The sequence below is a fragment of the Paenibacillus sp. OV219 genome (assembly GCF_900110075.1).
In the GTDB taxonomy this organism is placed as follows: domain Bacteria; phylum Bacillota; class Bacilli; order Paenibacillales; family Paenibacillaceae; genus Paenibacillus_Z.
Genome location: NZ_FOCJ01000007.1, coordinates 1 through 22,756 on the forward strand (window position 1 = coordinate 1; position 22,756 = coordinate 22,756).

General features: G+C 50.2%; 18 protein-coding genes, 18 tRNA genes and 1 rRNA gene. 36 read left to right on the forward strand and 1 reads right to left on the reverse strand.

Translation table 11 applies throughout. From position 1 onward, the window contains the following. The 27 genes from BMY11_RS17675 to BMY11_RS17805 all read left to right on the forward strand — a co-directional run. Positions 1–94 (forward strand): 23S ribosomal RNA (locus tag BMY11_RS17675); the annotation flags it as partial. 111 nt (positions 95–205) lie between these two features. Continuing rightward, a tRNA-Ile gene (locus BMY11_RS17680) sits at positions 206–282 on the forward strand. Positions 283–290: 8 nt separating this feature from the next. Then, positions 291–366: transfer RNA gene (locus tag BMY11_RS17685), tRNA-Ala, on the forward strand. An 18-nt stretch (positions 367–384) separates the two neighbouring features. Continuing rightward, positions 385–460 (forward strand) — tRNA-Asn (locus BMY11_RS17690). A gap of 5 nt (positions 461–465) precedes the next feature. Continuing rightward, a tRNA-Ser gene (locus tag BMY11_RS17695) sits at positions 466–556 on the forward strand. A 19-nt stretch (positions 557–575) separates the two neighbouring features. Continuing rightward, a tRNA-Glu gene (locus tag BMY11_RS17700) sits at positions 576–650 on the forward strand. 13 nt (positions 651–663) lie between these two features. Then, positions 664–739 (forward strand) — tRNA-Val (locus BMY11_RS17705). A gap of 13 nt (positions 740–752) precedes the next feature. After that, positions 753–829 (forward strand) — tRNA-Met (locus BMY11_RS17710). A 39-nt stretch (positions 830–868) separates the two neighbouring features. Then, positions 869–945 (forward strand) — tRNA-Asp (locus BMY11_RS17715). A gap of 16 nt (positions 946–961) precedes the next feature. Then, positions 962–1,037 (forward strand) — tRNA-Phe (locus BMY11_RS17720). A gap of 16 nt (positions 1,038–1,053) precedes the next feature. Further along, positions 1,054–1,129, forward strand: a tRNA-Thr gene (locus BMY11_RS17725). 4 nt (positions 1,130–1,133) lie between these two features. Continuing rightward, positions 1,134–1,217: transfer RNA gene (locus tag BMY11_RS17730), tRNA-Tyr, on the forward strand. Positions 1,218–1,266: 49 nt separating this feature from the next. Further along, positions 1,267–1,342 (forward strand) — tRNA-His (locus BMY11_RS17735). A 27-nt stretch (positions 1,343–1,369) separates the two neighbouring features. Next, a tRNA-Gln gene (locus tag BMY11_RS17740) sits at positions 1,370–1,444 on the forward strand. Between the two features lie 10 nt (positions 1,445–1,454). Further along, positions 1,455–1,530 (forward strand) — tRNA-Lys (locus tag BMY11_RS17745). A gap of 33 nt (positions 1,531–1,563) precedes the next feature. Continuing rightward, positions 1,564–1,643: transfer RNA gene (locus tag BMY11_RS17750), tRNA-Leu, on the forward strand. A gap of 11 nt (positions 1,644–1,654) precedes the next feature. Further along, positions 1,655–1,729, forward strand: a tRNA-Gly gene (locus tag BMY11_RS17755). A gap of 4 nt (positions 1,730–1,733) precedes the next feature. Then, positions 1,734–1,804 (forward strand) — tRNA-Cys (locus BMY11_RS17760). 22 nt (positions 1,805–1,826) lie between these two features. Beyond that, a tRNA-Pro gene (locus BMY11_RS17765) sits at positions 1,827–1,903 on the forward strand. 351 nt (positions 1,904–2,254) lie between these two features. After that, positions 2,255–3,952, forward strand: a complete 1,698-nt coding sequence (locus tag BMY11_RS17770; RefSeq protein WP_177182696.1) for an ankyrin repeat domain-containing protein — start codon at positions 2,255–2,257, stop codon at positions 3,950–3,952. 228 nt (positions 3,953–4,180) lie between these two features. After that, positions 4,181–5,401 (forward strand): hypothetical protein, encoded by a 1,221-nt coding sequence (locus tag BMY11_RS17775; RefSeq protein WP_090579025.1) that lies wholly within the window; start codon positions 4,181–4,183, stop codon positions 5,399–5,401. Positions 5,402–5,596: 195 nt separating this feature from the next. Further along, entirely contained in the window at positions 5,597–6,703 is a 1,107-nt protein-coding gene (locus BMY11_RS17780) for an amidohydrolase/deacetylase family metallohydrolase (RefSeq protein WP_090579030.1), read from the forward strand. After that, positions 6,681–7,784, forward strand: a complete 1,104-nt coding sequence (locus BMY11_RS17785; protein ID WP_090579033.1) for a DgaE family pyridoxal phosphate-dependent ammonia lyase — start codon at positions 6,681–6,683, stop codon at positions 7,782–7,784. The genes BMY11_RS17780 and BMY11_RS17785 overlap by 23 nt, the downstream gene beginning before the upstream one ends. A gap of 2 nt (positions 7,785–7,786) precedes the next feature. Beyond that, complete coding sequence (locus BMY11_RS17790) at positions 7,787–8,542, forward strand: 2-dehydro-3-deoxy-phosphogluconate aldolase (RefSeq protein WP_090579036.1); 756 nt, start codon at positions 7,787–7,789, stop codon at positions 8,540–8,542. Continuing rightward, positions 8,535–9,560: a sugar kinase gene (locus tag BMY11_RS17795; protein ID WP_090579039.1), complete on the forward strand. Its 1,026-nt coding sequence runs from the start codon at positions 8,535–8,537 to the stop codon at positions 9,558–9,560. Before BMY11_RS17790 ends, BMY11_RS17795 begins: the two co-directional genes overlap by 8 nt. Continuing rightward, a complete protein-coding gene (locus tag BMY11_RS17800; RefSeq protein WP_090579041.1) occupies positions 9,560–10,276 on the forward strand; it encodes a GntR family transcriptional regulator in 717 nt (238 codons plus the stop codon). The genes BMY11_RS17795 and BMY11_RS17800 overlap by 1 nt, the downstream gene beginning before the upstream one ends. 118 nt (positions 10,277–10,394) lie before the next feature. After that, on the forward strand, positions 10,395–11,282 hold the full coding sequence (locus tag BMY11_RS17805; protein ID WP_090579044.1) for a fructose bisphosphate aldolase: 888 nt from the start codon (positions 10,395–10,397) through the stop codon (positions 11,280–11,282). A 110-nt stretch (positions 11,283–11,392) separates the two neighbouring features. On the opposite strand, the gene BMY11_RS17810 is transcribed toward BMY11_RS17805, so the two are convergent. Further along, positions 11,393–13,660, reverse strand: a complete 2,268-nt coding sequence (locus tag BMY11_RS17810) for a helix-turn-helix domain-containing protein (protein WP_177182697.1) — start codon at positions 13,658–13,660, stop codon at positions 11,393–11,395. 192 nt (positions 13,661–13,852) lie between these two features. Between BMY11_RS17810 and BMY11_RS17815 the strand changes: the two genes are divergently transcribed. The 9 genes from BMY11_RS17815 (at position 13,853) to BMY11_RS17855 (ending at position 22,589) form a co-directional block, all read left to right on the forward strand. Beyond that, entirely contained in the window at positions 13,853–14,830 is a 978-nt protein-coding gene (locus BMY11_RS17815) for an ABC transporter permease (protein WP_090579050.1), read from the forward strand. Positions 14,831–14,890: 60 nt separating this feature from the next. Beyond that, the gene (locus BMY11_RS17820) at positions 14,891–15,727 is read left to right on the forward strand and encodes a carbohydrate ABC transporter permease (protein WP_371262867.1); all 837 of its coding nucleotides are present in this window, start codon (positions 14,891–14,893) and stop codon (positions 15,725–15,727) included. 52 nt (positions 15,728–15,779) lie between these two features. Next, positions 15,780–17,096, forward strand: a complete 1,317-nt coding sequence (locus BMY11_RS17825; protein WP_256217620.1) for an extracellular solute-binding protein — start codon at positions 15,780–15,782, stop codon at positions 17,094–17,096. Positions 17,097–17,108: 12 nt separating this feature from the next. Continuing rightward, a complete protein-coding gene (locus BMY11_RS29355) occupies positions 17,109–17,354 on the forward strand; it encodes a hypothetical protein (protein WP_256217621.1) in 246 nt (81 codons plus the stop codon). 84 nt (positions 17,355–17,438) lie between these two features. Next, positions 17,439–19,193: a glycoside hydrolase family 35 protein gene (locus BMY11_RS17830; RefSeq protein WP_090579055.1), complete on the forward strand. Its 1,755-nt coding sequence runs from the start codon at positions 17,439–17,441 to the stop codon at positions 19,191–19,193. 39 nt (positions 19,194–19,232) lie between these two features. Then, on the forward strand, positions 19,233–20,492 hold the full coding sequence (locus BMY11_RS17835; protein ID WP_090579058.1) for a Gfo/Idh/MocA family protein: 1,260 nt from the start codon (positions 19,233–19,235) through the stop codon (positions 20,490–20,492). A gap of 64 nt (positions 20,493–20,556) precedes the next feature. Beyond that, the gene (locus tag BMY11_RS17840; protein ID WP_143069296.1) at positions 20,557–20,961 is read left to right on the forward strand and encodes a hypothetical protein; all 405 of its coding nucleotides are present in this window, start codon (positions 20,557–20,559) and stop codon (positions 20,959–20,961) included. Between the two features lie 553 nt (positions 20,962–21,514). Then, positions 21,515–21,808 (forward strand): hypothetical protein, encoded by a 294-nt coding sequence (locus BMY11_RS28530; RefSeq protein WP_143069297.1) that lies wholly within the window; start codon positions 21,515–21,517, stop codon positions 21,806–21,808. A gap of 127 nt (positions 21,809–21,935) precedes the next feature. Next, positions 21,936–22,589 (forward strand): alpha/beta hydrolase, encoded by a 654-nt coding sequence (locus BMY11_RS17855; protein WP_090579070.1) that lies wholly within the window; start codon positions 21,936–21,938, stop codon positions 22,587–22,589. Positions 22,590–22,756 lie beyond the last annotated feature (167 nt).

Consider the following 22,756-nt stretch of genomic DNA (forward strand, 5'->3'; position numbering starts at 1 on the left):
AGACCCCTGAAAGACGATCAGGTTGATAGGTTCGAGGTGGAAGCGCGGCAACGTGTGCAGCTGACGAATACTAATCGGTCGAGGGCTTATCCTAACGTCTCTTCTTAGAGACAACCAGCTAATGTTTTGCATGAAATCATATTCAGTTTTTATGGTGTCATCTTTGAATAGAATGAAGACTCCCACCTAACCGTGGGTTTTTTATTGGCCTTTAGCTCAGCTGGTTAGAGCGCACCCCTGATAAGGGTGAGGTCGGTGGTTCGAGTCCACTAAGGCCAACCATTCCCTTTGGGGCCATAGCTCAGCTGGGAGAGCGCCTGCCTTGCAAGCAGGAGGTCAGCGGTTCGATCCCGCTTGGCTCCACCAAACTTTTTTAAAAACTATTCCCTGATAGCTCAGTTGGTAGAGCACTCGACTGTTAATCGAGTTGTCACAGGTTCGAGTCCTGTTCGGGGAGCCATTTCTGGAGAGCTGTCCGAGTGGTCGAAGGAGCACGATTGGAAATCGTGTAGGCGCTAACCGCGTCTCGAGGGTTCGAATCCCTCGCTCTCCGCCAGAATTTTTCATCTGTATCAGGCCCGTTGGTCAAGTGGTTAAGACACCTCCCTTTCACGGAGGTAACAGGGGTTCGAGTCCCCTACGGGTCACCATCTTTATCTTTATGGAGGCTTAGCTCAGCTGGGAGAGCATCTGCCTTACAAGCAGAGGGTCGGCGGTTCGATCCCGTCAGCCTCCACCATATAACTTAATGACGCGGGGTGGAGCAGCTCGGTAGCTCGTCGGGCTCATAACCCGAAGGCCGCAGGTTCAAATCCTGCCCCCGCAACCAATTTCTTATTTCGAATATTTATTCGAAATAGCTCAACGCGGAGCCGTGGTGTAGTGGCCCAACATGCCTGCCTGTCACGCAGGAGACCGCGGGTTCGAATCCCGTCGGCTCCGCCATTTAACTTAATAATTAGGCTCGGTAGCTCAGTTGGTAGAGCAGAGGACTGAAAATCCTCGTGTCGGCGGTTCGATTCCGTCCCGAGCCACCATTTAAGAATTAAATATGCCGGTGTAGCTCAGTTGGTAGAGCAACTGACTTGTAATCAGTAGGTCGTGGGTTCGACTCCTATCGCCGGCACCATCATGGAGGATTAGCGAAGTGGCCAAACGCGGGAGACTGTAAATCTCTTCCTTCGGGTTCGGTGGTTCAAATCCATCATCCTCCACCACTCATTACCTAGGGGCATATGCTACCCATGTCATTTGAATAGTTGTATGGCGGTCGTGGCGAAGTGGTTAACGCACCGGTTTGTGGATCCGGCATTCGTGGGTTCAATTCCCATCGGTCGCCCCATAACAGCTAACACAACCTCTTATACGTTGGGGATTAGCCAAGCGGTAAGGCAACGGACTTTGACTCCGTCATTCCTAGGTTCGAATCCTAGATCCCCAGCCATGTTACTTTTGAGCCATTAGCTCAGTTGGTAGAGCACCTGACTTTTAATCAGGGTGTCGTAGGTTCGAGTCCTACATGGCTCACCATTTTCTAGCCAAGAAAATGGTCAATCTCATTATGCGCGTATGGCGGAATTGGCAGACGCACCAGACTTAGGATCTGGCGGGCGACCGTGGGGGTTCAAGTCCCTCTACGCGCATCTTATTTTCTGCGGAAGTGGCTCAGCGGTAGAGCATCGCCTTGCCAAGGCGAGGGTCGCGGGTTCGATTCCCGTCTTCCGCTCCATCATGGCGCCATAGCCAAGTGGTAAGGCAGAGCTCTGCAAAAGCTTCACCCCCAGTTCGAATCTGGGTGGCGCCTTGAAAGTTTTCTTCTCTGATTGCGGGATGTAGCTCAGCTTGGTAGAGCACCTGGTTTGGGACCAGGGGGTCGCATGTTCAAATCGTGTCATCCCGACCATATCTGCTTAGTTGGTTAAGACAATCTAAGCATTACATTTTGAGGAAATGTGGTTTGTAGAGCCACTGTTTGCCTCCAACATGAAAACCCAGTCCGCGTGAGGACTGGGTTTTGTTTTATCCTGAAACTGCAGATGAAAATTTCGCCTCCGCCATGCAACTCCACAACCGCAAGAGGTTGTGGGTTTTTGCTTTTAAGCTACCTTACGTTCTTCTTAATAAAAATCAATCGAGCCCGCACAAGATTAGTTTGTCTCTCGCGTTATTTTGAAAAACTACTTGCCGTTAACGTTACGTCACCTGTTATGGTTATCATAGAAAGACGAAGTGAAGAGGAAGGAGGTACATGTGCGTGAAAGGGAAAGGTGATACGTCCTTGTATCGTACGGGACGATTTGCAGAGACAGCGGGAGTTACGAAACGAACATTGAGGTATTATGACCGGATAGGCCTGCTTACGCCCAGTGGAATCTCTGATTCCGGGCAGCGTCTATATGCATCGGAGGATTTCATACGGCTGCAGCAGATCGTCACGTTGAAATATGTCGGTTTCTCGCTTGAGCAGATTAAGAGCATTATGGAAATGGAAGATGTTATTCAATTGCCCGCACTCTTGTCGATGCAACGAGAATGGCTGGAAGATAAAGTCCGGAATATGCAATCTGCCATTCAGGCCATCAAGGAGGCCGAGAGAGTTATAGAGAACGGTAACGAAGGAAGCGTTGAAAAAATCCAAACCATTATCGGAGTGATTGAAATGGAAGCCAACCGTGACTGGGAGCATGAACTTTTGGAAGCCGTTATTCAAGGGCGTGAAGATAAGGCAAAGACGATCCTGGCAGCTAACAAGCATTTATCCGTTTCAAGCATCTATGTGGCAGCCGCGCTTGGTGAAGTGGACAATGTCCGGAGCCTTCTGGCCATTGACTCGTTATTAGCGCGAAAACCCGGGGGACCGGAGCAGTGGGAGCCGCTGCTATATATGAGTTTCTCCTGCTTTCTTAAACATCGTGAATATAGTGATCGGTTTGAGCAGACAGCTCGTTTGCTGCTTGAGCATGGCGCGGACCCGAATGCCTTCTGCCTGCAGAAAAATGACGTTTATGGACGGACGCTTAGCGTACTATACGGTGCCATAGGCGCTGCGGGTAATGTGCCTGTAGCCAAAGTGCTGCTTGAAGCAGGGGCAGATCCTAACGATGGTGAATCCTTGTACCACGCGGTGGAATGGCCTACCCTTGATGGGCTGGAATTGCTACATCAGTATGGTGGCGATATCGGAGCAACGCCTGCTATATTTTTTCATAAACTTGATTTCGATGACGAGCCGGGAGTGAAGTGGTTTCTGGAGCATGGATCGGACCCCAATCAGATTTTCGGTGATTATGGCACTACCCTACACTTTGCGGTGTACAGGGGAAGATCTGCTGCGATCATCGAGCTTTTGCTCAAATATGGCGCTGATGTAGATGCACGGAGGTCCGACGGGAAAACTGCGTATATGCTGGCCGTACGCTATGGCGTAACCGAGATTGTCGATTTGCTGAGCAAACATGGGGCAACAACGGAAGTGGATGACACGGATAGACTCTTCGGGGCTTATGCGGAAGTGAACGAAGGAACTGTTCGAAGCATTTTGGAAAGAAAGCCCTCACTGCTCGCATCGTTATCCGAGCAAGACAGGATGATGATAATTGAATATGCAGAATTGAACAAGGCGGATACCGTAAAGCTCATGCTGGAGTCGGGATTCGACAGCTCCGTGAGGAAGGAACCTGGTACAGCGCTGCATTTTGCCGCTTGGCATGGAAACGTTGAGACGGTGCAGGTGTTAATTGAGCATGGAGCATCCATGACGGAAATCAATGCTTATGGCGGAACGGCACTGGGAAGCGCTATTCATGGCTCGATTCATCGCATTAATCCAAGGCCAGGGGTACATGCCAAAGTTGTAGAAGCATTGATTAAGTCAGGTGCTGTTGTGCCGGAAGTGGCTGCGGGAAGCAAGGAAGTAAATGAAGTGCTCTGTAAATACGGGGCGAGGTATTAATAATCCTAAATTTTGTGAGGCTGTGTTTTGCAAGAGCCATGGTTCACATCCACTATCACGTAAGCCGACCGAATGGGTCGGCTTTTTGTTATGTGGAAAAGGGATTTTCAACTTTCATCGACCGATTCATACTAAAAATAGTAACGTCAAAATAGCTATTGATTAATGATATGAGAGAATATAGAATTAAGGATATATTTCCAACTTTTGGATAATGGGTAATTGAATATGAAGAGATTTATTGCTGTTTTGGTTATCGCTATATGGCTTCTACCTTTCGCAATGACTGCTCAGTCGGCAAATGCCGATGAATTTGACGAGGACATACCGGAGACCGTTATTGTTGATGAAGAAGCTGATGATGCGCCGGATAGTATCCAGTTTACATTCAACCAGTCAGATGAAGATGATATAATAGTCAACTCGCTTACCGGGTATAAACTAACCAATGGGGCCGTACTGACACTTGATTATGAAAGTACAGATACGAGGGATGTCAGCTTCTTCAATCCTCCCGAAGGTGACGTTATTAAAAAAGTATTTCGGCAAGCTATAAAACCCGGTCATAATACATTGGATATTGTGCTGAACGATAAGAACCTCGGCAAAGCTATGGAGAATGAATCCATTACGATGATTCTCGGTTTTGACGATAAGACAAGCTTCCTTAACTTTAAGGTTGAAGAGTTAGAGGAGCTCCCGGTTCATGAAGGGACGTTGCCTGATTCCACTAGCAGCATTGATTATGGAATAGAGGCTTCCAAAAAGGAAACGCTGGTAGTCCACTCTTTAGAAGGATACAAGGTTTCCAATGGAATCATCCTCAAGGTTCGCGTGACCAGTCCGGACGCCAGAGATGTTACACTCTTCAACCCACCTGACGGTGACAAGGTAATGAAAACGTATAACAACAAGATCAGCAAGGGTGAAAATAGCTTTACCATCGAGCTATTAGATAAAGATGTGGAAAAGCTGAGAGAAGACGATACAGTGACCATGAAACTGGGATTGAAAGCAAACTATACGTTTCTTTTCTTCGACACCGCAATTTTCGATGACCTGCCTGTAAAGGAAGGAAGTATAAAAGTTACGAATGAACTGAATTACAACACCCAAGCGATGAAGGGCGATACCTTTACCGTTCTTTCTTTCAAAGCCTTTCGTGTTGGATCCGGCTTTCAGTTCGAGCTTATCTACCAAAGCCCAAATGTAAGAAGCTTCAGTATGTTTAATCCGCCTAACGGTAACAAGATTATGAAAAAGTTCAATAATCAGGTTAAAAAGGGTAAAAACAAAATTATCTTGAACTTGAGTGGAAAAGAAGTGGAAAAGATAATGGCAAGTAAGGAACTGACGTTTAAATTTGGATTTGAAAATAAATGTACATTCATTTACTTGAGAACGAGTGAACTTACGGACCTTCCAGTTAAACCGAGTAAGAAAACATAAATAATTCAGTGATATGGCTAAAAGACCGACCTCAAGAGGTCGGTCTTTTTAGTGTATAAATCCACTACTGAGCAAGGTTCAAAGTGTCGGGCACCCGATTTGATCGGCGATGAAACATTACAATGTTCATTGACTCACTCCTCGAATCCATATAAATTAACATTATAACGTTATAATCTTTAAGGTGGACTTATGATGACAGATAATATGGTGTTGCGAGGAGCGACGCTTACGGACGGTCGGAAAGTAGATATCGTGATCGTGGATGGCGTCATAGCCGAAGTTGCGGCTATGGGGACCTCCAATTCCGCTTGTGAGCGGGAGCTGGATTGCTCCGGATTGTTCGTATCGAGCGGTTGGATTGACCTTCATGTTCACGCTTTTCCGGAATTGGATCCCTACGGAGACGAGATCGACGAGATCGGCGTAAAGCAGGGCGTCACGGTGATCGTGGATGCGGGCAGCTGTGGCGCGGACCGGATCGGTGATTTGGCGGCGAGCCGCCAGGGAGCGCTGACGACTGTGTTTGCGCTGCTGAACATATCCAAGATTGGGCTGCAGCGTATCGACGAACTGTCTGATCTCGCTTGGCTTGACCGAGAGCTCGCTGTGCAAGCCGTTCAAATGTACCCGGACTTCATCGTCGGATGGAAGGCCAGAATGAGCGGCAGCGTCGTTCGCGAGAATGGCATTCAGCCTTTGCGGATTGCAAAGGAGCTGGCCGAAGCGACAGGTCTGCCGTTAATGGTCCATATCGGCTCGGCTCCGCCGAAGGTCGAAGATATCCTTCCCTTGCTCACGCGAGGCGATGTTGTGACGCATTATTTGAACGGGAAAAGCAATCGCTTGTTTCAAGAGGATGGCAGGCCGATTCCTGCTTTAACCGAAGCCGTCGCTAGAGGTGTGCGAATGGATGTCGGACACGGCACGGCTAGTTTCTCCTTCGAGACAGCGGAGGCAGCGAAGCGAAGCGGTATCCGGTTCGATACGATCAGCTCGGACATTTATCGCGGAAACCGGCAGAACGGTCCCGTTTACAGCTTGGCACATGTCATGTCGAAATTTCTAGCCTTAAGCTATTCGCTCGGCGAAGTGATCGGCGCAGTGACGGCGGGTGCGGCGCAGTGGCTGGGCAAACCGGAGCTAGGCCGCATTCAAGCAGGAGATCGGGCGAATCTGACGCTCTTCACCGTCACTGACGAGCATATCGTATTCGTCGATTCCGAGGGCGCGATGCGCACAGGCGAACATCAAATTAAAGCGAGAGGGGTTTATACGAATGGGCGACTCATTGAATGCTAAATATGGATTGAAACGCGTAATCAACGCCAGCGGGCGCATGAGCATTCTCGGCGTGTCAGCTCCTACGGATACGGTCATGGAGGCGATGAGGCAGGGCGGGCAAAGTTACGTTGAAATCGCTGATCTTGTGGACAAGGCAGGTGATTACATAGCTGGTGTGATCGGCTCTGAAGCTGCGGTTATTGTCAATTCGGCATCAAGCGGCATCGCATTGTCGGTAGCGGGCATCGTTACTCGGGGGAACCGCCGTCTGAGTGAACGGCTTCATCAAGAGCCAATCGAGCGGAACGAGATTATTATACTCAAGGGACATAATGTCCAATATGGCGCACCTATCGAAACGATGGTCTATCTTGGAGGAGGCAAGCTCGTCGAGGTTGGTTATGCGAACGAAGGCAAAGCCGAGCATATTGAGGATGCTATCGGCGAGCGGACGGCAGCGATCCTGTACGTCAAATCCCATCATGCCGTGCAAAAGAACATGATCGGTGTGGAGGAGGCTTGGGAGCTCGCGCAGCGCAGAGGGATTCCTCTTATTGTGGACGCGGCGGCGGAAGAAGACATTTATAAGTACGTGAAGTTCTCGGACCTTGCAATATATAGTGGATCGAAGGCTATCGAAGGGCCGACCTCAGGTATTGTCGCAGGCAAGCGGAATTACATCGAGATGGTCAAAGTGCAGCTGCATGGGATTGGTCGAAGCATGAAGGTCGGCAAAGAAGCCTCGTTTGGGCTGCTTCAAGCGCTCGACGAGTATACGGTGAAGAAGGATAATAGCGAGCAGGAGAAGGCGTCCTTGCAAGTACTTATGCCGCTGAACGAGCAGCCAGGCGTCAAAGTGACAGTCGTTCAAGACGAAGCGGGTCGCGCGATATTCCGTGCGCGCATCCAGATTGATCCTCAGCTTGCGGGGACGACAGCCAAGGCTGTCAACGATGGGCTGCTGGGCGGTGACATCGCCATTTATACACGCGATTATGGCGTGAAGCAGGGTTATTTTGATATCGATCCGCGTCCACTTCTCGGCGATGACATCGATGTCATCGCGGCTAGAATTCGTACGCTTACGGGAGGTAACTGAACATGTCTAACATGACCAAGAGACTATATAAGGGCCGCGCGGCCTTGAATGTGCTGGCAAACCAATTGGACAACGCAAAAGAAGTATTCGATGCCGCAGAAGGCTTCGTGCTCGTCGGCGTCCTCTCGAAGGACTATCCGACTGTCGAAGCGGCCGTCTCCGCGATGAGACAAATTGGCGAAGTGATCGACGATGCGGTCTCGATCGGGCTCGGCGCTGGGGACAATCGGCAGGCAGCCGTTGTCGCACAGATTGTGAAGCATTATCCCGGCACGCATATCAACCAGGTTTTCCCCGCTGTTGGCGCTACTCGGGCGAATTTGGGTGAGCGGGACAGTTGGATTAATAGTCTTGTTTCCCCTACGGGACAGGTTGGTTACGTGAATATTTCGACGGGTCCATTCAGTGCGGCGCAGCCGGAGCAGGCTATCGTGCCTGTGAAGACGGCGATTGCACTCGTACGCGATATGGGCGGCAATGCGCTCAAATATTTCCCGATGAACGGCTTGGCCCGTGAGGATGAGCTGCGTGCTGTGGCGAAGGCTTGCGGAGAAGAATGCTTCGCCCTCGAGCCGACAGGTGGAATCGACTTGGACAATTTCGAACCGATTCTGCGCATTGCGCTTGAAGCGGGCGTGCCGCAAGTTATCCCGCATGTCTATTCGTCCATTGTTGACAAGGTGACCGGCAGGACGAATGTCCAGGACGTACGAGTGCTGCTGGAGATCATGAAGAAGCTGGTCGACCGCAATGGCTAACCGCCGTGTACGCGTCGCCGCGTTTGGCGAAGTCATGATGCGTCTGCAGGTGCCCGGGTATGAATTATTGTCACAGGCAGACAGCTTGCGCTATTCGTTCTCCGGCACCGGCGTGAACGTAGGCGCGGCGCTTGCCCGTTTTGGTCATGAAAGCTTCCTCATCACAAGGCTGCCAGACAACTCTCTCGGAGACGCCGCGGCGGCAAACCTGAGGAAACTGGGGCTATCGCTGGATTACGCAGTCCGTGGAGGCCACTATCTTGGCATGTACTTCCTTGAGAATGGATTCGGTGCTAGACCGAGCCGGGTCACGTATTCCAACCGGCAAGAGAGCAGCTTTAATACGGGTCCGTCAGACGCCTACGATTATGAAGCAATAGCCGCTGGCATCGATCTGGTTCATTTTTGCGGGATTACTTTGGCTATGAATGATGCTGTCAGGGGGCATATGCTACAGCTGGCGAACGCGATAAAAGCAAGAGGCGGCACTGTTGTCTTCGACTGCAATTACCGACCGGCCCATTGGGGCGAGAATGGGTACGCGAAAGCGAAACGCCACTATGAGCAGATGCTTGCGCTCGCGGACATCGTCATGATGAACGAGCGCGATATGATCCACATCCTCGGCATGACGACGGACAAGACGGATCGCCTCGAACAGCTTACGGAACTGATACCGGCAGTGGCCAGCCGATTCGGCATCTCCGTAATCGCGGGCACGCATCGCACCATTCATGGTGATAACCAGCACTCGCTGCTCGGGTTCTTGTATAAGAACGGCGTCTTTTCTTTCGCAGGGCCTCGCACGTTCGCGGTTTACGACCGGATTGGAGCGGGAGATGCGTTTGCCAGCGGTATTATACACGGCGAGCTCTCTGCCTTCGAGCCGGAACGGACGGTCCGATTCGCGACCGCAGCTGCGATGCTCGCGCATACGGTGTCAGGAGACACGCCGATGTCGGGCGAGGGCGAAATTCTGCTAGCCGTGAAGGATGCGAATGGAGACGTGATTCGTTAATGAAGCTATCGCGCAGCAAGAAGCCGTTGTACGCGCAAATCGCGAACATCGTGAAGGATCGGATCCTGCACGGCGTCTATCCGGTTGGAACGAACATACCGACGGAGCCACAGCTTGAGGAACAATTTGGCGTCAGTAAAGTCACGGTGCGTAATGCAATCAAGGAGCTGGCGCGGAATGGCTATGTGGAGACGGGCAGTGGGAAAGGGACGAAGGTCATACGCAATACTTCCGCTTCCAAGCTGTCCAAGCTGAAGCGGTTTACGGAAGTGTTGGTGGAAGAGGGACATCGGATTCGCAAGCAGCTGCTTGTCGCAGAGAGCGCCGCGAACGAAGCGGAATCGGTGGCGTACCGATTGTTCGGAGAACGGTGTCTGCATATCGAGAGATTGTATTATTTGAACGACGAGCCATACATCCATTACACGCACTTCCTGTCGAGCCGAGCTGCGGGTCTCGAGCTGCCAGACCTGAGCGAGCAGTCGCTCTATGATTTGCTGGAAGAACAGGACGTGTCGCTTGGCAAGTACCGGGATGAATTTTCTGTCACTGCCACACCGCCTGCTCCCGTCTTAGTCGCTTTGGGAATCGAGGCGGGAACGCCGCTTCTCAAGCGTTCGCGTTATGCGTACGACGAGAGCGGGGAACTGATCGAATACAGTGAAGGCTACTACTACACCGAACGTCACCATTACGTCGTCAATTACGACGTCTGAGAGAAGCATAAATTGCTGCGCTTGCTCGAACAATAATACAGTTACGCTTGGTTTTATTGTAAAATAAGGGAAACGAAGCCACATGCCCCATTAGGCGATATTGAGGAGGGATATTCCGATGAACCAGGAACAGTTGAAGCGCATCCGCTCTGGCAAAGGTTTTATTGCAGCACTTGACCAAAGCGGTGGAAGCACTCCAAAGGCATTGCTGCAATATGGAATTACGGAAGACCAGTATTCCGGTGAGGAAGAGATGTACGTTCGCGTTCACGAGATGAGAACACGAATCATTCAGAGCCCAGCATTCAGCTCGGCCTCGATTCTCGGTGCGATTCTGTTCGAGAATACGATGGACCGGAAGATTGAAGGGCAGTACACCGCCGAATTTTTATGGGAGAAGAAGGGGATTGTGCCTTTCCTGAAGATTGACCAAGGGCTTGCTGCGCTTGATGGAGGCGTTCAGCTGATGAAGCCGATTCCCGGGCTGGACGAGCTGCTTGCGCGTGCGAACGAGAGACATATTTTCGGGACAAAAATGCGCTCGGTCATCAAAGAGGCAAATACCGATGGCATTCGAAAAGTGGTGGAGCAGCAGTTCGATATTGGCAAGCGGATTATCGCAGCAGGGCTTGTACCGATCATCGAGCCGGAGGTTGACATTCATTGCGCGGATAAAGAGGAGTCAGAGCGGCTGCTCAAGGCAGAGATTAGGAAGCAGCTTGATTTGCTCCCATCAGAAGCCCTCATCATGCTGAAGCTATCGATCCCGACAATAGATGACTTCTATCGCGATTTGATGGATGATCCGCATATCATCAGAGTTGTCGCGCTTTCCGGCGGATACGAGCGAGAGGATGCGAATACAAGATTGTCTCGCAATCATGGTCTTATCGCCAGCTTCTCTCGTGCACTGGCAGAAGGACTTACTGCTCAGCAATCGGATGACGCATTCAATCAGATGCTATCCGAGACGGTACAATCGATCTATGATGCATCTATTACGTAAGTATCCGTTCTTCAAGCTAATGCATAGGAGCCCGGCCTAAGAGGTCGGGCTTTTTTTCGTGTCTTACATAACACAAACTGTTGGGTAAGTTCATCCTTATTAGATCACCGTCATGTAGACGAATTGTCTACATGGGCATCCGCATTTCTTCTATATTCGGTCGGGGTGACGCCGGTAAACTTCTTGAACGTGCGATTAAATGAACTGAGCGTATTGTAGCCGGACTTCAAGGCGACATCTTGAATTTTCAGCTCCGATTGAAGCAGGAGGACTTGTGCTTGCTTGATTCGGAACTCATTGACATAATCTACGAAATTTGCCCCCGTCATCTCCTTGAAATACGTCGACAAGTAACCTCTGCTAATATTCAATTTGCCGGCGATGATATCAAGAGACAGCTCTTCGCTGAAATGCTCCTCCATATAACGCAGGGTGAAGCTGATAATCGGATCGTGCGTATCTTTCTTGAGCCGAATCAGCCTTCCGGCCTCGCTGACCAGCTCCTCGAAATACGCATCGAGCTCCTCAACCGTATGCCGCTTCTCGATGGATTGCGCGATCCCGGACAATGATCCGCTGTCAATCTGCAGTCCATGAAGCACGCGCAGCACCTTATCCGTCGTCTCTTCGGCGAATCGATGGAATCTTGTCGCGGCGATATGTTTCTTCTTCATCTTGGCCATCATCCGGCGCAGCGCTTGCAGGGCAAGTGTATCATTCCCCTCTTGCAGACTCACATTCAGCTCGTGCTCGAGCGCGGCGGGTTGCAGCATAGGCTGAGCGTGAACCTCGCCAGCTTGCAGGATATGCGTCGCATCGTCGAAAGGTCTCAAGCTGATTAACTGCAGCGCTTCTTGGTAAGCGCTCGTCATATCGGAAGCGTGCTCATAATAGGAGCTGACGGCAATGGCAAAGAAACTATAGGCGCTATCGGTATCCAGAACGGATTTGATACGGTCCAGCTCGGATCTCAAACGGGCGTCATCGCCATCGCCCAGATAGACGACGGACAGAATTTGGTTCGTTTCGATTTGAAAGGTTTGGGCGCCAGCCATGGCGTTGCCTATTGCTTGAATGAGGTATTCGCGGATATAGGCGATCGTCCGTTCTTCTTCCCCAGGCATCTCATTCCAATAGCGCGGCTTGAAATTCATTTGGAGCAGAATGAACCGGTAGGGACGGCTATCTGCCTCATAGGTAGTACCTTGCTCTTGATATTCAATACGGATGCGCTTAAGCAGATTCATCAGCGAGTAATTCCGTAGATGGCTCTGTTTGTGCTGCATGCTGCGCTGCGCTTCCTGGTTGACCCTAATCATATGACCGATGTTAGCGTGAATAAGCTCGAACTCGTTCGTTGTTCCGCGAGCGAGTTCTTTATTTTCGTTCAAGCTCCGGATAGACTCCACGATTTTGCGCACTGGATTATTGAATCGCTTACTGAACAGGACCGACAGAGCCGCGCTAATGACCACCGAGACGAACAGTAGCACAATAAGTGTGACATTAAGCCGGATCAGCCGTTTCGAGATGCTGCTCTCCGGGATGATATTGACATAAGTTAGCCCGGTTGTGTTCCCCGTCTTATAGAAGTAATAATTCCTGCTTTGCTTTACCCAGTCCTTGCCGGACTTCAATTCCGGAAGAGGCTGGCTAGCCGTCAACCCGGACGAGTAGAGCACCTCGCCTTGCGGGCTTAGCATATAGAAGTTGTCGTTTATCGATTGATGATAGTCGCGATAGAACAAATCGACATCGATAAAAGCTAGAAACTCGTAATCGGGATAAAGCTTGCTGCGGAACAAATAGGGTAGGACGCGCTCGGTATTCGTATCCGTTTGGGGTGCCGTGTCGCTACTGAAGGAGTCGACTGGATACAGCTTCGAGTCGGAGCTTGCCGCCGTCAGCTCCTGCTGCCAGAAGCCAGGCGCATGTATGCGGCTCACGTAATGCTCGGAGAACATGACGTCGAGACGATTCCCGCGGCTGTTATCCAGCACAAAACGATGCTTAACGTCGTAAACCAACATATTTTTCAAATAGAGCTGCGGATTAAGGGTAAGTTTCTGGATATCATCAATGACGTTTCCGGCGGTGAGGTAATAATGCTTCGCCTTTTGCAGATCGCCTAAATTTCTGTCCAAATAAAGACCAACGAGCGAGTTGTTTAATAGATCGAAGTACTTCTCCATCCCATAGGTCGTATGAGTTAGATTCGAATCATTATAGGTAATAATTTCTCCATGAATGCTCTGCCTGAACAAAGCCAGCGACACGAGATTGAACGACACGAATAGGAAAATGATTGCGATGAAGCTCATCATGATCTTCGCGAAGATGGAATGGGTGTTGATCCTCAATTGCATAATCTGCCGCACGAATATTCCCCTTCTACTCGGTTGTGATCCGATTATCGAAAACTGTGCAATTTTTCGGATATCCGGAATTTTGCACGATTCTAGGCATAAATCGGATATGCCTTTGACGGTAGAACCCATATTATAGCCATAGTTTAAAAAAATCAAGATTCGTTCATGCAGTTAGACAAAAGCACATAAGGGGGATCATCTTTGAACCACTACAAGCTTACAGGGCATGCCGCATCCTCGCAGGCTGTTGCTTCCCAGAAGAAGAGAAGCCGGGTATCCTCGGTAGCGGTTAAGCTGTGGAATGAGCGCTACTTGTATCTGTTGCTTCTCCCAGGACTTCTTTACTTTATCGTTTACCGGTACGTTCCGATGCTCGGGAACGTCATTGCCTTTCAGGACTTCAGTCCGTTTCAAGGCTTTCTGCACAGCGACTGGGTCGGGCTCAAACACTTTAAGAAGATATTCGCGGATAGTGAAGTCATCAGAGTCATTTGGAACACGCTCTATCTTTCTTTCTTGCAGATCGCATTCGCCTTCCCTGTTTCGATAGCGCTTTCACTGATGTTGAACGAGGTTCGGAATGAACGGTATAAACGGGTCATTCAATCGCTCGTCTATTTGCCGCATTTCTTGTCCTGGGTCGTCGTTGCCGGGATTGTAACCGTACTACTCAAATCGGAGGGCATTGTAAACCACTATCTGCAAGCGGGATTGGGCATCCATTCCATTCCATTCTTAACTTCTCCTCATTGGTTTATGCCGCTAATCGTGTTAGAGGTGATCTGGAAAGAATCCGGCTGGGGGACGATCATCTTTCTTGCCGCTCTATCAGGCGTCAACCCTAGTTTGTATGAAGCAGCTGTCGTCGACGGCGCGAATAAGTGGAGGCAACTGTGGCATATTACGCTTCCTTCGATTCGAAGCACAATTATTATTTTGCTGATCCTTCGTCTAGGCAGCGTTCTGGATGTAGGGTTTGAACAGATATTCCTCATGTTGAACCCGCTGAATAAGTCGATTGGCGACGTTCTGGATACGTACGTGTATTACAAAGGGATCCAGAGCTCGGATTTCAGCTTTGCAACGGCAGTCGGGTTGTTCAAGTCGCTCGTCGGGCTGGTCTTGATTGTCGGCGCGAATAAACTAGCCAAGAACTTTGGCGAAGAAGGAATCTACTAAGGGGCGAGACATGTGGTTAAAAATCATTCAAAATTGGAAAAATTAGGTGGAGCACTGAATGTGGTCTTGCTAACCTTGGTTGGACTCCTGATGTTGTTTCCGTTCTATTACATGATCGCCACTTCGTTCACTTCGGGGGCGGAGAGTGCGGCGAAGACTTTCGTGCTGTTTCCGAAAAGATGGGTCGTGGACGCCTATCAATATATTTTTAATTCCAAGGTGTTTGTCCGTTCGCTCATCGTTACGGCTGGCGTTACGGTCGTCGGAACGCTGTTCAGCCTGCTTCTGACCTCTATGATGGCGTATCCGCTCTCACGGAACATTACCGGTCAGCGATTCTATCTGTTTCTCGTCCTCTTTACGTTTGTTTTTGGTGCAGGTATCATTCCAACCTATATGGTGGTGAAATCGACGCACTTGATCGACACGTATTGGGCACTCATTATTCCCGGGGCGATCAATTCGTTTAATTTGATCGTGCTTAGACAGTTCTTTCTGGGCATCCCGAACGATCTTACGGAGGCCGCGGTACTGGATGGCGCCAATGACTTGCAAATTTTCGCCCGTATCATCCTTCCGCTGTCCAAGCCTGCTTTAGCCGCTTTCGGCTTGTTCTACGCGGTTACGAGCTGGAACACCTACTTCACCGCACTTATTTATATTAACGATCCAACCAAATGGACCGTGCAGGTGATTCTGCGGCAGATCGTTATTCTGAGCCAGCGGCTGGATTCGTTGTCGGACGGCCAACAGGCTGCGATTGCCCAGGCCGCTCCGCCAGGTGAAACCATCGGCATGGCGGCGATATTGATCGCGACGCTTCCGATTCTTGCGCTGTACCCATTTCTGCAAAAGCATTTTGCGAAAGGGGTGATGCTCGGCTCCGTCAAAGGGTAGCAAGAAGCTTCATGTTATCGAATGGCTAAGACAAATAGAGGAGGTCAAGCGTATGCGAAACAAAGTTGTCTCATCTTTACTTCTTGTTGCGTTATTCAGCTCCGTTCTAGCGGCATGTTCTTCTAAAGGTAATGAATCCCCTGGGTCCGCCGAGAACGCGAAAGACCAGAAAATCTCGATCGATTGGTTCGACGGGACATGGGAAGATCCAGTTCCGAATCCGGACAGTGAAGCCGTGAAGAAAATCGACGAGAAGTTCAATGTCGATTTCAAGCCGCAGTACATCCCCTTCGATACGTACGAGGAGAAGCTTGCGGTAAAAATGGCGTCTGGCGATATTCCGGACGTAATCGGCATGGAAACTGTAGATGCAAACTATATGAAATGGGCGCAGCAAGGCGCATTCCTGCCACTAGACGAGTTTCTGAAGCAGTATGAGTCGACCAAAGCGGTGCCCGACTATGCTTGGGATTCGCTCAAGGTGGACGGAAAGGTGTACGGCATCCCGACGTACTTCTCGCCTAAGGGCGGCAAGAAACCAGTCATTCGGAAAGACTGGCTGGACAAGCTCCACCTGAAAATGCCTACGAATTATGAAGAGCTGAAGCAGGTCATCATCGCTTTCACGAAGGGTGATCCCGACGCCAACGGCAAAGACGATACGATCGGGCTCGGACTTGCCAAGGGTATCTATTACGATCCTTCGTTTGGCGCGTATTATGGCAACTCGACCTGGTACAACAAGAATGCTAGTGGACAATTGATTCCAGGCGCCATTGCGGATGGGAACAAGGAGAAAGTCACCTTCTTGGCCGACCTGCAGAAACAAGGTATCTTGCAGGCGGATTGGGCGGTCACCGCGTACAAGGATATCTTCAAAGCCTTTAACGCAGGAAAGGTTGGCGTATGGTATGAGCAGCCCGGCGGCAGCGGGAACAACGGCATTCAGTTCGACGTGCTGAAGCAGAACGCTCCGAATGCGGAAGTCGTGCCGATCCCGCCGTTCAAGGCTCCGGACGGATCGGAAGGATTAACGATCAACGGCAGCTGGTACCGGATGTATATGATCTCAGCCAAACTGAAGGATCAACCGGAGAAAGTAAAACGCATTCTGGAGATGATCGACTACTTCCATAAACCGGTCGGGATCGATCAGCGCAACCCGCAGAACGAATACTTCGACTGGCTGTACGGCGGCGAAGGCAAAGGTTACAAAATGGAGGACGGAGTTGCGCAGCCAATCGCAGAGAACCGTTCGAATGTTGCTCCAGGCGCTTATATTATCGAGGGCGGCTGGTTTATGAAGGATGAAGATTTATTCGCATTCCCTAAGATGGCTAAGACGAAGGTAGAGCAATCGTTCCAGTAATCGTTAGCCGATATGCTGCACACGCAGAAGTTCTATGTGAACCCGACGGGCCGGATTATCTCACCTATCCTGATGGAGAAGAGCGGGGAGCTGCAGGAGTATATTACAACCGAGACGACCAAGATGATTTTTGGCGAAAGACCGTTATCCGACTGGGACAAAATGGTTCAGGAGTATATGGATAAAGGCGGCAAGGACATGATTGACGAGGTGAACAAGACTCTGGAGGCAAACAAAATCCAGGGCGAATGGAAGTAAGGGATTCCTCAAGGGACAGCACGAACGACCTTCGGTTTGTGCTGTCCAATTCTATACACATTCTTTGGCAAACGAGGTGAAGTGATGCCTATATTAACGACAAATAATCATTCATTCCTGCTGGGTGGCGAGCCGTTCCGCATTCTATCAGGCGCCATTCACTATTTTCGCGTCGTACCGGAGTACTGGAAGGATCGCCTCTGGAAGCTACGGGAGGGCGGATTTAATACCGTTGAAACTTATGTTGCCTGGAACTTACACGAGCCTGCCGAAGGGCAGTTCGACTTTGAAGGGATTGCGGACCTGACCCGCTTTATTGAGATCGCTGGCGAGCTCGGTTTGTATGTGATCGTCCGTCCTAGCCCGTATATTTGCGCGGAATGGGAGTTCGGGGGACTGCCCGCTTGGCTGCTTGCCGATCCAGGTATGCGCCTGCGCTGCATGCATCAGCCGTTCTTAGACAAAGTGGATGCCTATTATGATGTGCTGCTACCGAAGCTGGTTCCGCTTCTTTCCACAAACGGCGGTCCTATTATCGCGATGCAGATTGAGAACGAGTACGGCAGTTATGGCAATGACAAAGTGTATTTATCCTACTTGGAGCAAGGCATGAAGAGCCGCGGCATTGACGTGCTGCTATTCACGTCCGACGGACCGGGTGACTTCTACTTGCAGGGCGGGATGATGGATAACGTGCTCGCAACCGTCAACTTCGGTTCGCGTTCGGAAGAAGCGTTCGCGAAATTGAGCGAGTACCAGCAAGACAAGCCGCTGATGTGCATGGAGTTTTGGAATGGCTGGTTCGACCACTGGGGCGAGCAGCATCATACACGCGATTCGGATGACGCTGCTGCCGTGCTGGATGAGATGCTTGCTGCCGGCGCATCGGTGAATGCATACATGTATCACGGTGGCACGAATTTCGGGTTCTACAACGGTGCGAATTATGGCGACAACAAGCATCAACCGACCATTACAAGCTACGATTACGATGTGGCGATCAGCGAGTCGGGCGACTTGACGGACAAGTTCTATAAATACCGCGAAGTTATTTCGAAGTATGTGGAGCTTGAACCGCTTAGCCTGCCAGAACCGATTAAGAAGGTAGCATACGGCCGCGTCGCAATGACGGGATATGCCTCGTTGTTCGACTCGCTAGACAAGCTCTCTGTGCCAGTCAGTCGTACATGCCCGGAAACGATGGAGCAGCTTGGTCAGAACTACGGCTTTATTCTGTACTCGACTCACGTCATCGGGCCACTTGCCGCTACCCGCCTTAACCTTCAGGACGTGCATGACCGTGCGCTCATCTTCTTGAATGGCGAGTACAAAGGCACGATCGAGCGAAATTGCAAAGACCACGACGTGCTGCTTGAAATCCCGGCCGAGGGCGCTGCGCTGGACATTCTGGTGGAGAATATGGGGCGTATCAATTATGGTCCATACTTGAAGGATGCCAAGGGCATCACGGAAGGCGTACGGCTTGGCCCGCAATTTCTATACCATTGGACGATTCGTTCGCTACCGCTCGATCAATTGAGCAAGGTTGAATATCAGTCGGAGCCGTTAACGCCAACACAAGAGCAGCCGACGTTTTATCGCGGACATTTTCAAGTAGACGAATTGGCCGATACCTTCCTTGCGCTTCCAGGCTGGACGAAAGGCGTTGTATTCGTGAACGGCTTCAACCTTGGCCGTTATTGGGAGATCAGACCACAGCAGACGCTGTACGTACCGGCACCATTATTGCGTGATGGCAGCAATGAGCTCGTCATCTTCGAGTTGCACAGCTGCGAGCAGCCAGAAGTGATGCTGCAAGATAGCGCGTCGCTCGGATAAAGTTTATAAAATGCAATCATATTTATTGGGGAGATTACGATGAAACAACTTACCGCGATACTGATTGGGGCAGGAGCGAGGGGCGCGAACAGCTATGCACCGTTTGCGCTCGATTATCCGCATGAATTAAATTTCGTTGCCGTTGCCGAGCCGGATCAGACCCGGCGCGAGCAGTTTGCCCTGAAACACGCGATTCCAGAACACTCGTGCTATGAATCATGGGAACAGCTGCTTGCAGGACCTAAGATTGCCGATATCGCCGTCATTTGCACACAGGATCGTATGCATTACCATCCGACCATACAAGCGTTAAATAACAAGTATCATGTTCTGCTAGAGAAGCCGATGTCTCCTGATCCGCGAGAGTGTCTGGAGATGGAACAGGCTGCCCGCGACAACAACTGCTTGCTGTCTATCTGCCATGTTCTGCGTTACACGCCGTTCTGGAATACGATCAAGCAAATTTTGCAGGAAGGCCGCATTGGCGACATCGCGTCCATTCAATTGAACGAGAATGTGGGCTATTGGCACATCGCCCATAGTTTTGTTAGAGGCAACTGGAACAACTCTTCAACGTCGAGCCCGATGATCCTGTCGAAGTCCTGTCACGACATGGATGTCTTATCTTGGCTGATGGATAAGCCGTGTGAGCGGGTGAGCTCCTACGGGTCTCTGATGCACTTTAACAGCGCGAACGCGCCTGAGGGCTCGGCCGATCGCTGTCTGGACTGCGCGGTCGAATTGTCTTGCCCTTATTCGGCGCCACGGTTTTACTTGAGCGAGCAGTTCAAAGGCTGGGCACGGCATTTCACGCCTGATCTGAAGAAAGAAAATATCGTCCAAGGGCTGCGTGATACCGATTATGGACGCTGTGTATACAGAAGTGATAATAACGTCGTCGATCATCAAGTCGTCAACATGGAGTTTGCAGGCGGAGCAACCGCCATGTTCAGCATGAGCGGCTTTACGTTCGAGCAGGAGCGTAGAATTCAAATTATGGGAACAAGAGGGGAATTGCGAGGGGATGATAACATCATCACTGTATATGATTTTCTAACCCATCAAAAAACCGAAATTACGATTCCTACGCAAATGAGCGGCCATGGCGGCGGCGATGCCGGCATTGTCCGAAGCTTCCTGGCCGATGTGCGGAGTTATCACGGGCAAGAGACGCTGACCTCGGCCGGCGCTTCCGTGCGCAGTCATCTGATGGCATTCGCTGCGGAAGAATCGCGGCTGAGCGGCGGCAGATCGATCGAGCTTGCCAAGTATGCGGAGGAATTGCTGCTTAAATGTTAATGGCATGAAAGTAATATTTGGAGTCAAATGATGAGGGGCACCGGTAACGGTGTCTCTTTTTTTCATGTCAATGCTACTTGAGGGTAAGCCGCAGCTTACATACCGTGATTTCAGCCAATTGGCCAACGATCTAACGACATCTTCGTTGTACGTGATCTCCATTAATTCGGACATGCAGCATTACCCTGTCGCCGCGATCGATTTACCAGAATCGATAGCGAAGCTGCGCAAGGAGATCAAAGGAAGCAAACAATCCGAAGACGCCATATTGGATCGGTATAACGGGACGCTTCTGCATTATAATGTTCATTTTGTCAAAGATGGAAGCGGCATTCTGTATCTAGTCATTGTCGATAATAAAGCAGAAGCTGGAGATAGGGATGGCAAGTCTCCGTCTATTTGGAAGAACAATTATTTCATTGGCGGTCTCGTTGCGGCTGTGATGTTGGTAAGCTATTTACTCTGGTGACAGCGCGTCCGGCCTGAGTCTGCACGTGAAAAACCTGCACCGCCTGAACCTACACCACAGGAACCTGCACCGCCAACTAAGTTACCAACGAGCGAAACGAATTCCTTGGAGCCGTCCGCCCGGCCCGTCTTAACCCGGTTGATCGACAAGTACTATACGTATGAAGAAATGGGTGGGGCGGAATTCAGGTCCGACATTGAATACTACCAAAATTGGCTGAACCGGATGTTTAACAACTATATCGTTCCGCGTCAGGAAGAGATGTCAAGGCTAATATCTTCGATTCGGGACCTGCTTCTTGAGCTGAACCATGTTGGGCGCAAGCATCGTGAAAGAATGGATTCGTTGTCGAAAAAGGAGAGCTGGGTAGGAACCAAGTACAACGCACAGCGTGACGATTTACGGCAACTGTCGATGGCGAGCATCCATAACAAAGCAGTCAGAGATCGGCAGATGAGTCTCATGAATCAGATTCATGACGATACAAAGGCTCTGCTTCCGAGAATCGAGGGCGCCATTAACGAATGTTACCAGCTGAAAAATAGCCTTTGTCATGACGACCGACCCGCTCTACCGTGTACAGACCTTTGCAGGTCCGCTTGGCATTCAGTTGACTTCACAGAAGCAGTTGGATGCATTGAGGGACAATGTACTCGTGTTGGAGATGGAGGAATTAAGCGCAATTCCTAACAATCCGCACAGTATCTCGAAGAAGCTGTTCGGGAACAAGGAATTGGTAAAAAAGCTGTATGATATTGTTGCAGACGACTACAACACCTACCGTGAGGACTTCGGTTTTATGGATGCCATCAGTTCGGAATACGATTTCCTTCTTGAGTTCGAGTGAATCATGGGAGGGCATTAACCACATCCGCAAGAGGATGTGGTTGGTTGCTTTACCTCAATAAACCGTCTTTTTCTGCTATACTTAAATTGGAATTAATTTCTAATCTTGAGCGAAGGGGCTAATAAACATGCGAAGAAGCAATATGCTGCTTTCCTGTTGTTTGCTGCTCATAATCGGATTGATATTAAGCGGATGTTCTTCAAGCGAGAAGGGGAACAATAACGTAGAGGCGTTCTCCAAGATCGACGACATCGAAATTTACAGCAAAGCCTTGAAGAGTAATATGAGCTTCGATGTCTATACTCCGCCAGGCTATAATCCGAAGTTGAAATACCCGGTGGTTTACATGCTGTATGGTTATGGAGGAAGTCGCGGCTATGTTTTTGACAGTATGGGGCTGGGTCAAGTTGCTGACCGTCTTATTGCTAATGATGACATCGCGCCGTTGATTATTGTGTCTCCCGATTACGGAAACAGCTTTGCGGTAAACACCGTCCCCGGGCAAGGCAAAAATCCGGGCAGTGTAGATGAAGGCAGCTATGAGGACTATTTATTAAAAGAGGTCCTCCCCTACGTGGATACGAATTACAGTACGGTAGCCTCGCGGGAGGGCCGTTATGTTGGCGGGTTCTCGATGGGAGGTTACGCAGCTCTTTATCTCGGGTTCAATCACACCGATCTGTTCAGCAAGATTGGCGGACATAGCGCAGCGATCTGGGATTATACGGACAGTGTTTATATACGGATCAGCGGGACTGGCTCTACCCCACGCCAGCGTTAAGGGATCAGCGGGACCCCTTCAAGCTAGCTATCAGCCAAAACCTGAGCGACGTACGCGTTTACCTCGATGCGGGAGACTCCGATTTTCTAGCTGGAGTGGATGAGGAACTATATACATTATTGAAAAGCGAAAATGTTCAAGTGGAGTGGCATACCAATCCCGGAGGT

Coding starts and splice junctions, on each gene's coding strand:
- BMY11_RS17775 (WP_090579025.1), top strand. CDS start 4,181: ATGAAGAGATTTATTGCTGTTTTGGTTATCGCTATATGGCTTCTACCT.
- BMY11_RS17780 (WP_090579030.1), top strand. CDS start 5,597: ATGACAGATAATATGGTGTTGCGAGGAGCGACGCTTACGGACGGTCGG.
- BMY11_RS17785 (WP_090579033.1), top strand. CDS start 6,681: ATGGGCGACTCATTGAATGCTAAATATGGATTGAAACGCGTAATCAAC.
- BMY11_RS17790 (WP_090579036.1), top strand. CDS start 7,787: ATGTCTAACATGACCAAGAGACTATATAAGGGCCGCGCGGCCTTGAAT.
- BMY11_RS17795 (WP_090579039.1), top strand. CDS start 8,535: ATGGCTAACCGCCGTGTACGCGTCGCCGCGTTTGGCGAAGTCATGATG.
- BMY11_RS17800 (WP_090579041.1), top strand. CDS start 9,560: ATGAAGCTATCGCGCAGCAAGAAGCCGTTGTACGCGCAAATCGCGAAC.
- BMY11_RS17805 (WP_090579044.1), top strand. CDS start 10,395: ATGAACCAGGAACAGTTGAAGCGCATCCGCTCTGGCAAAGGTTTTATT.
- BMY11_RS17825 (WP_256217620.1), top strand. CDS start 15,780: ATGCGAAACAAAGTTGTCTCATCTTTACTTCTTGTTGCGTTATTCAGC.
- BMY11_RS29355 (WP_256217621.1), top strand. CDS start 17,109: ATGCTGCACACGCAGAAGTTCTATGTGAACCCGACGGGCCGGATTATC.
- BMY11_RS17830 (WP_090579055.1), top strand. CDS start 17,439: ATGCCTATATTAACGACAAATAATCATTCATTCCTGCTGGGTGGCGAG.
- BMY11_RS17835 (WP_090579058.1), top strand. CDS start 19,233: ATGAAACAACTTACCGCGATACTGATTGGGGCAGGAGCGAGGGGCGCG.
- BMY11_RS17840 (WP_143069296.1), top strand. CDS start 20,557: ATGTCAATGCTACTTGAGGGTAAGCCGCAGCTTACATACCGTGATTTC.
- BMY11_RS28530 (WP_143069297.1), top strand. CDS start 21,515: ATGACGACCGACCCGCTCTACCGTGTACAGACCTTTGCAGGTCCGCTT.
- BMY11_RS17855 (WP_090579070.1), top strand. CDS start 21,936: ATGCGAAGAAGCAATATGCTGCTTTCCTGTTGTTTGCTGCTCATAATC.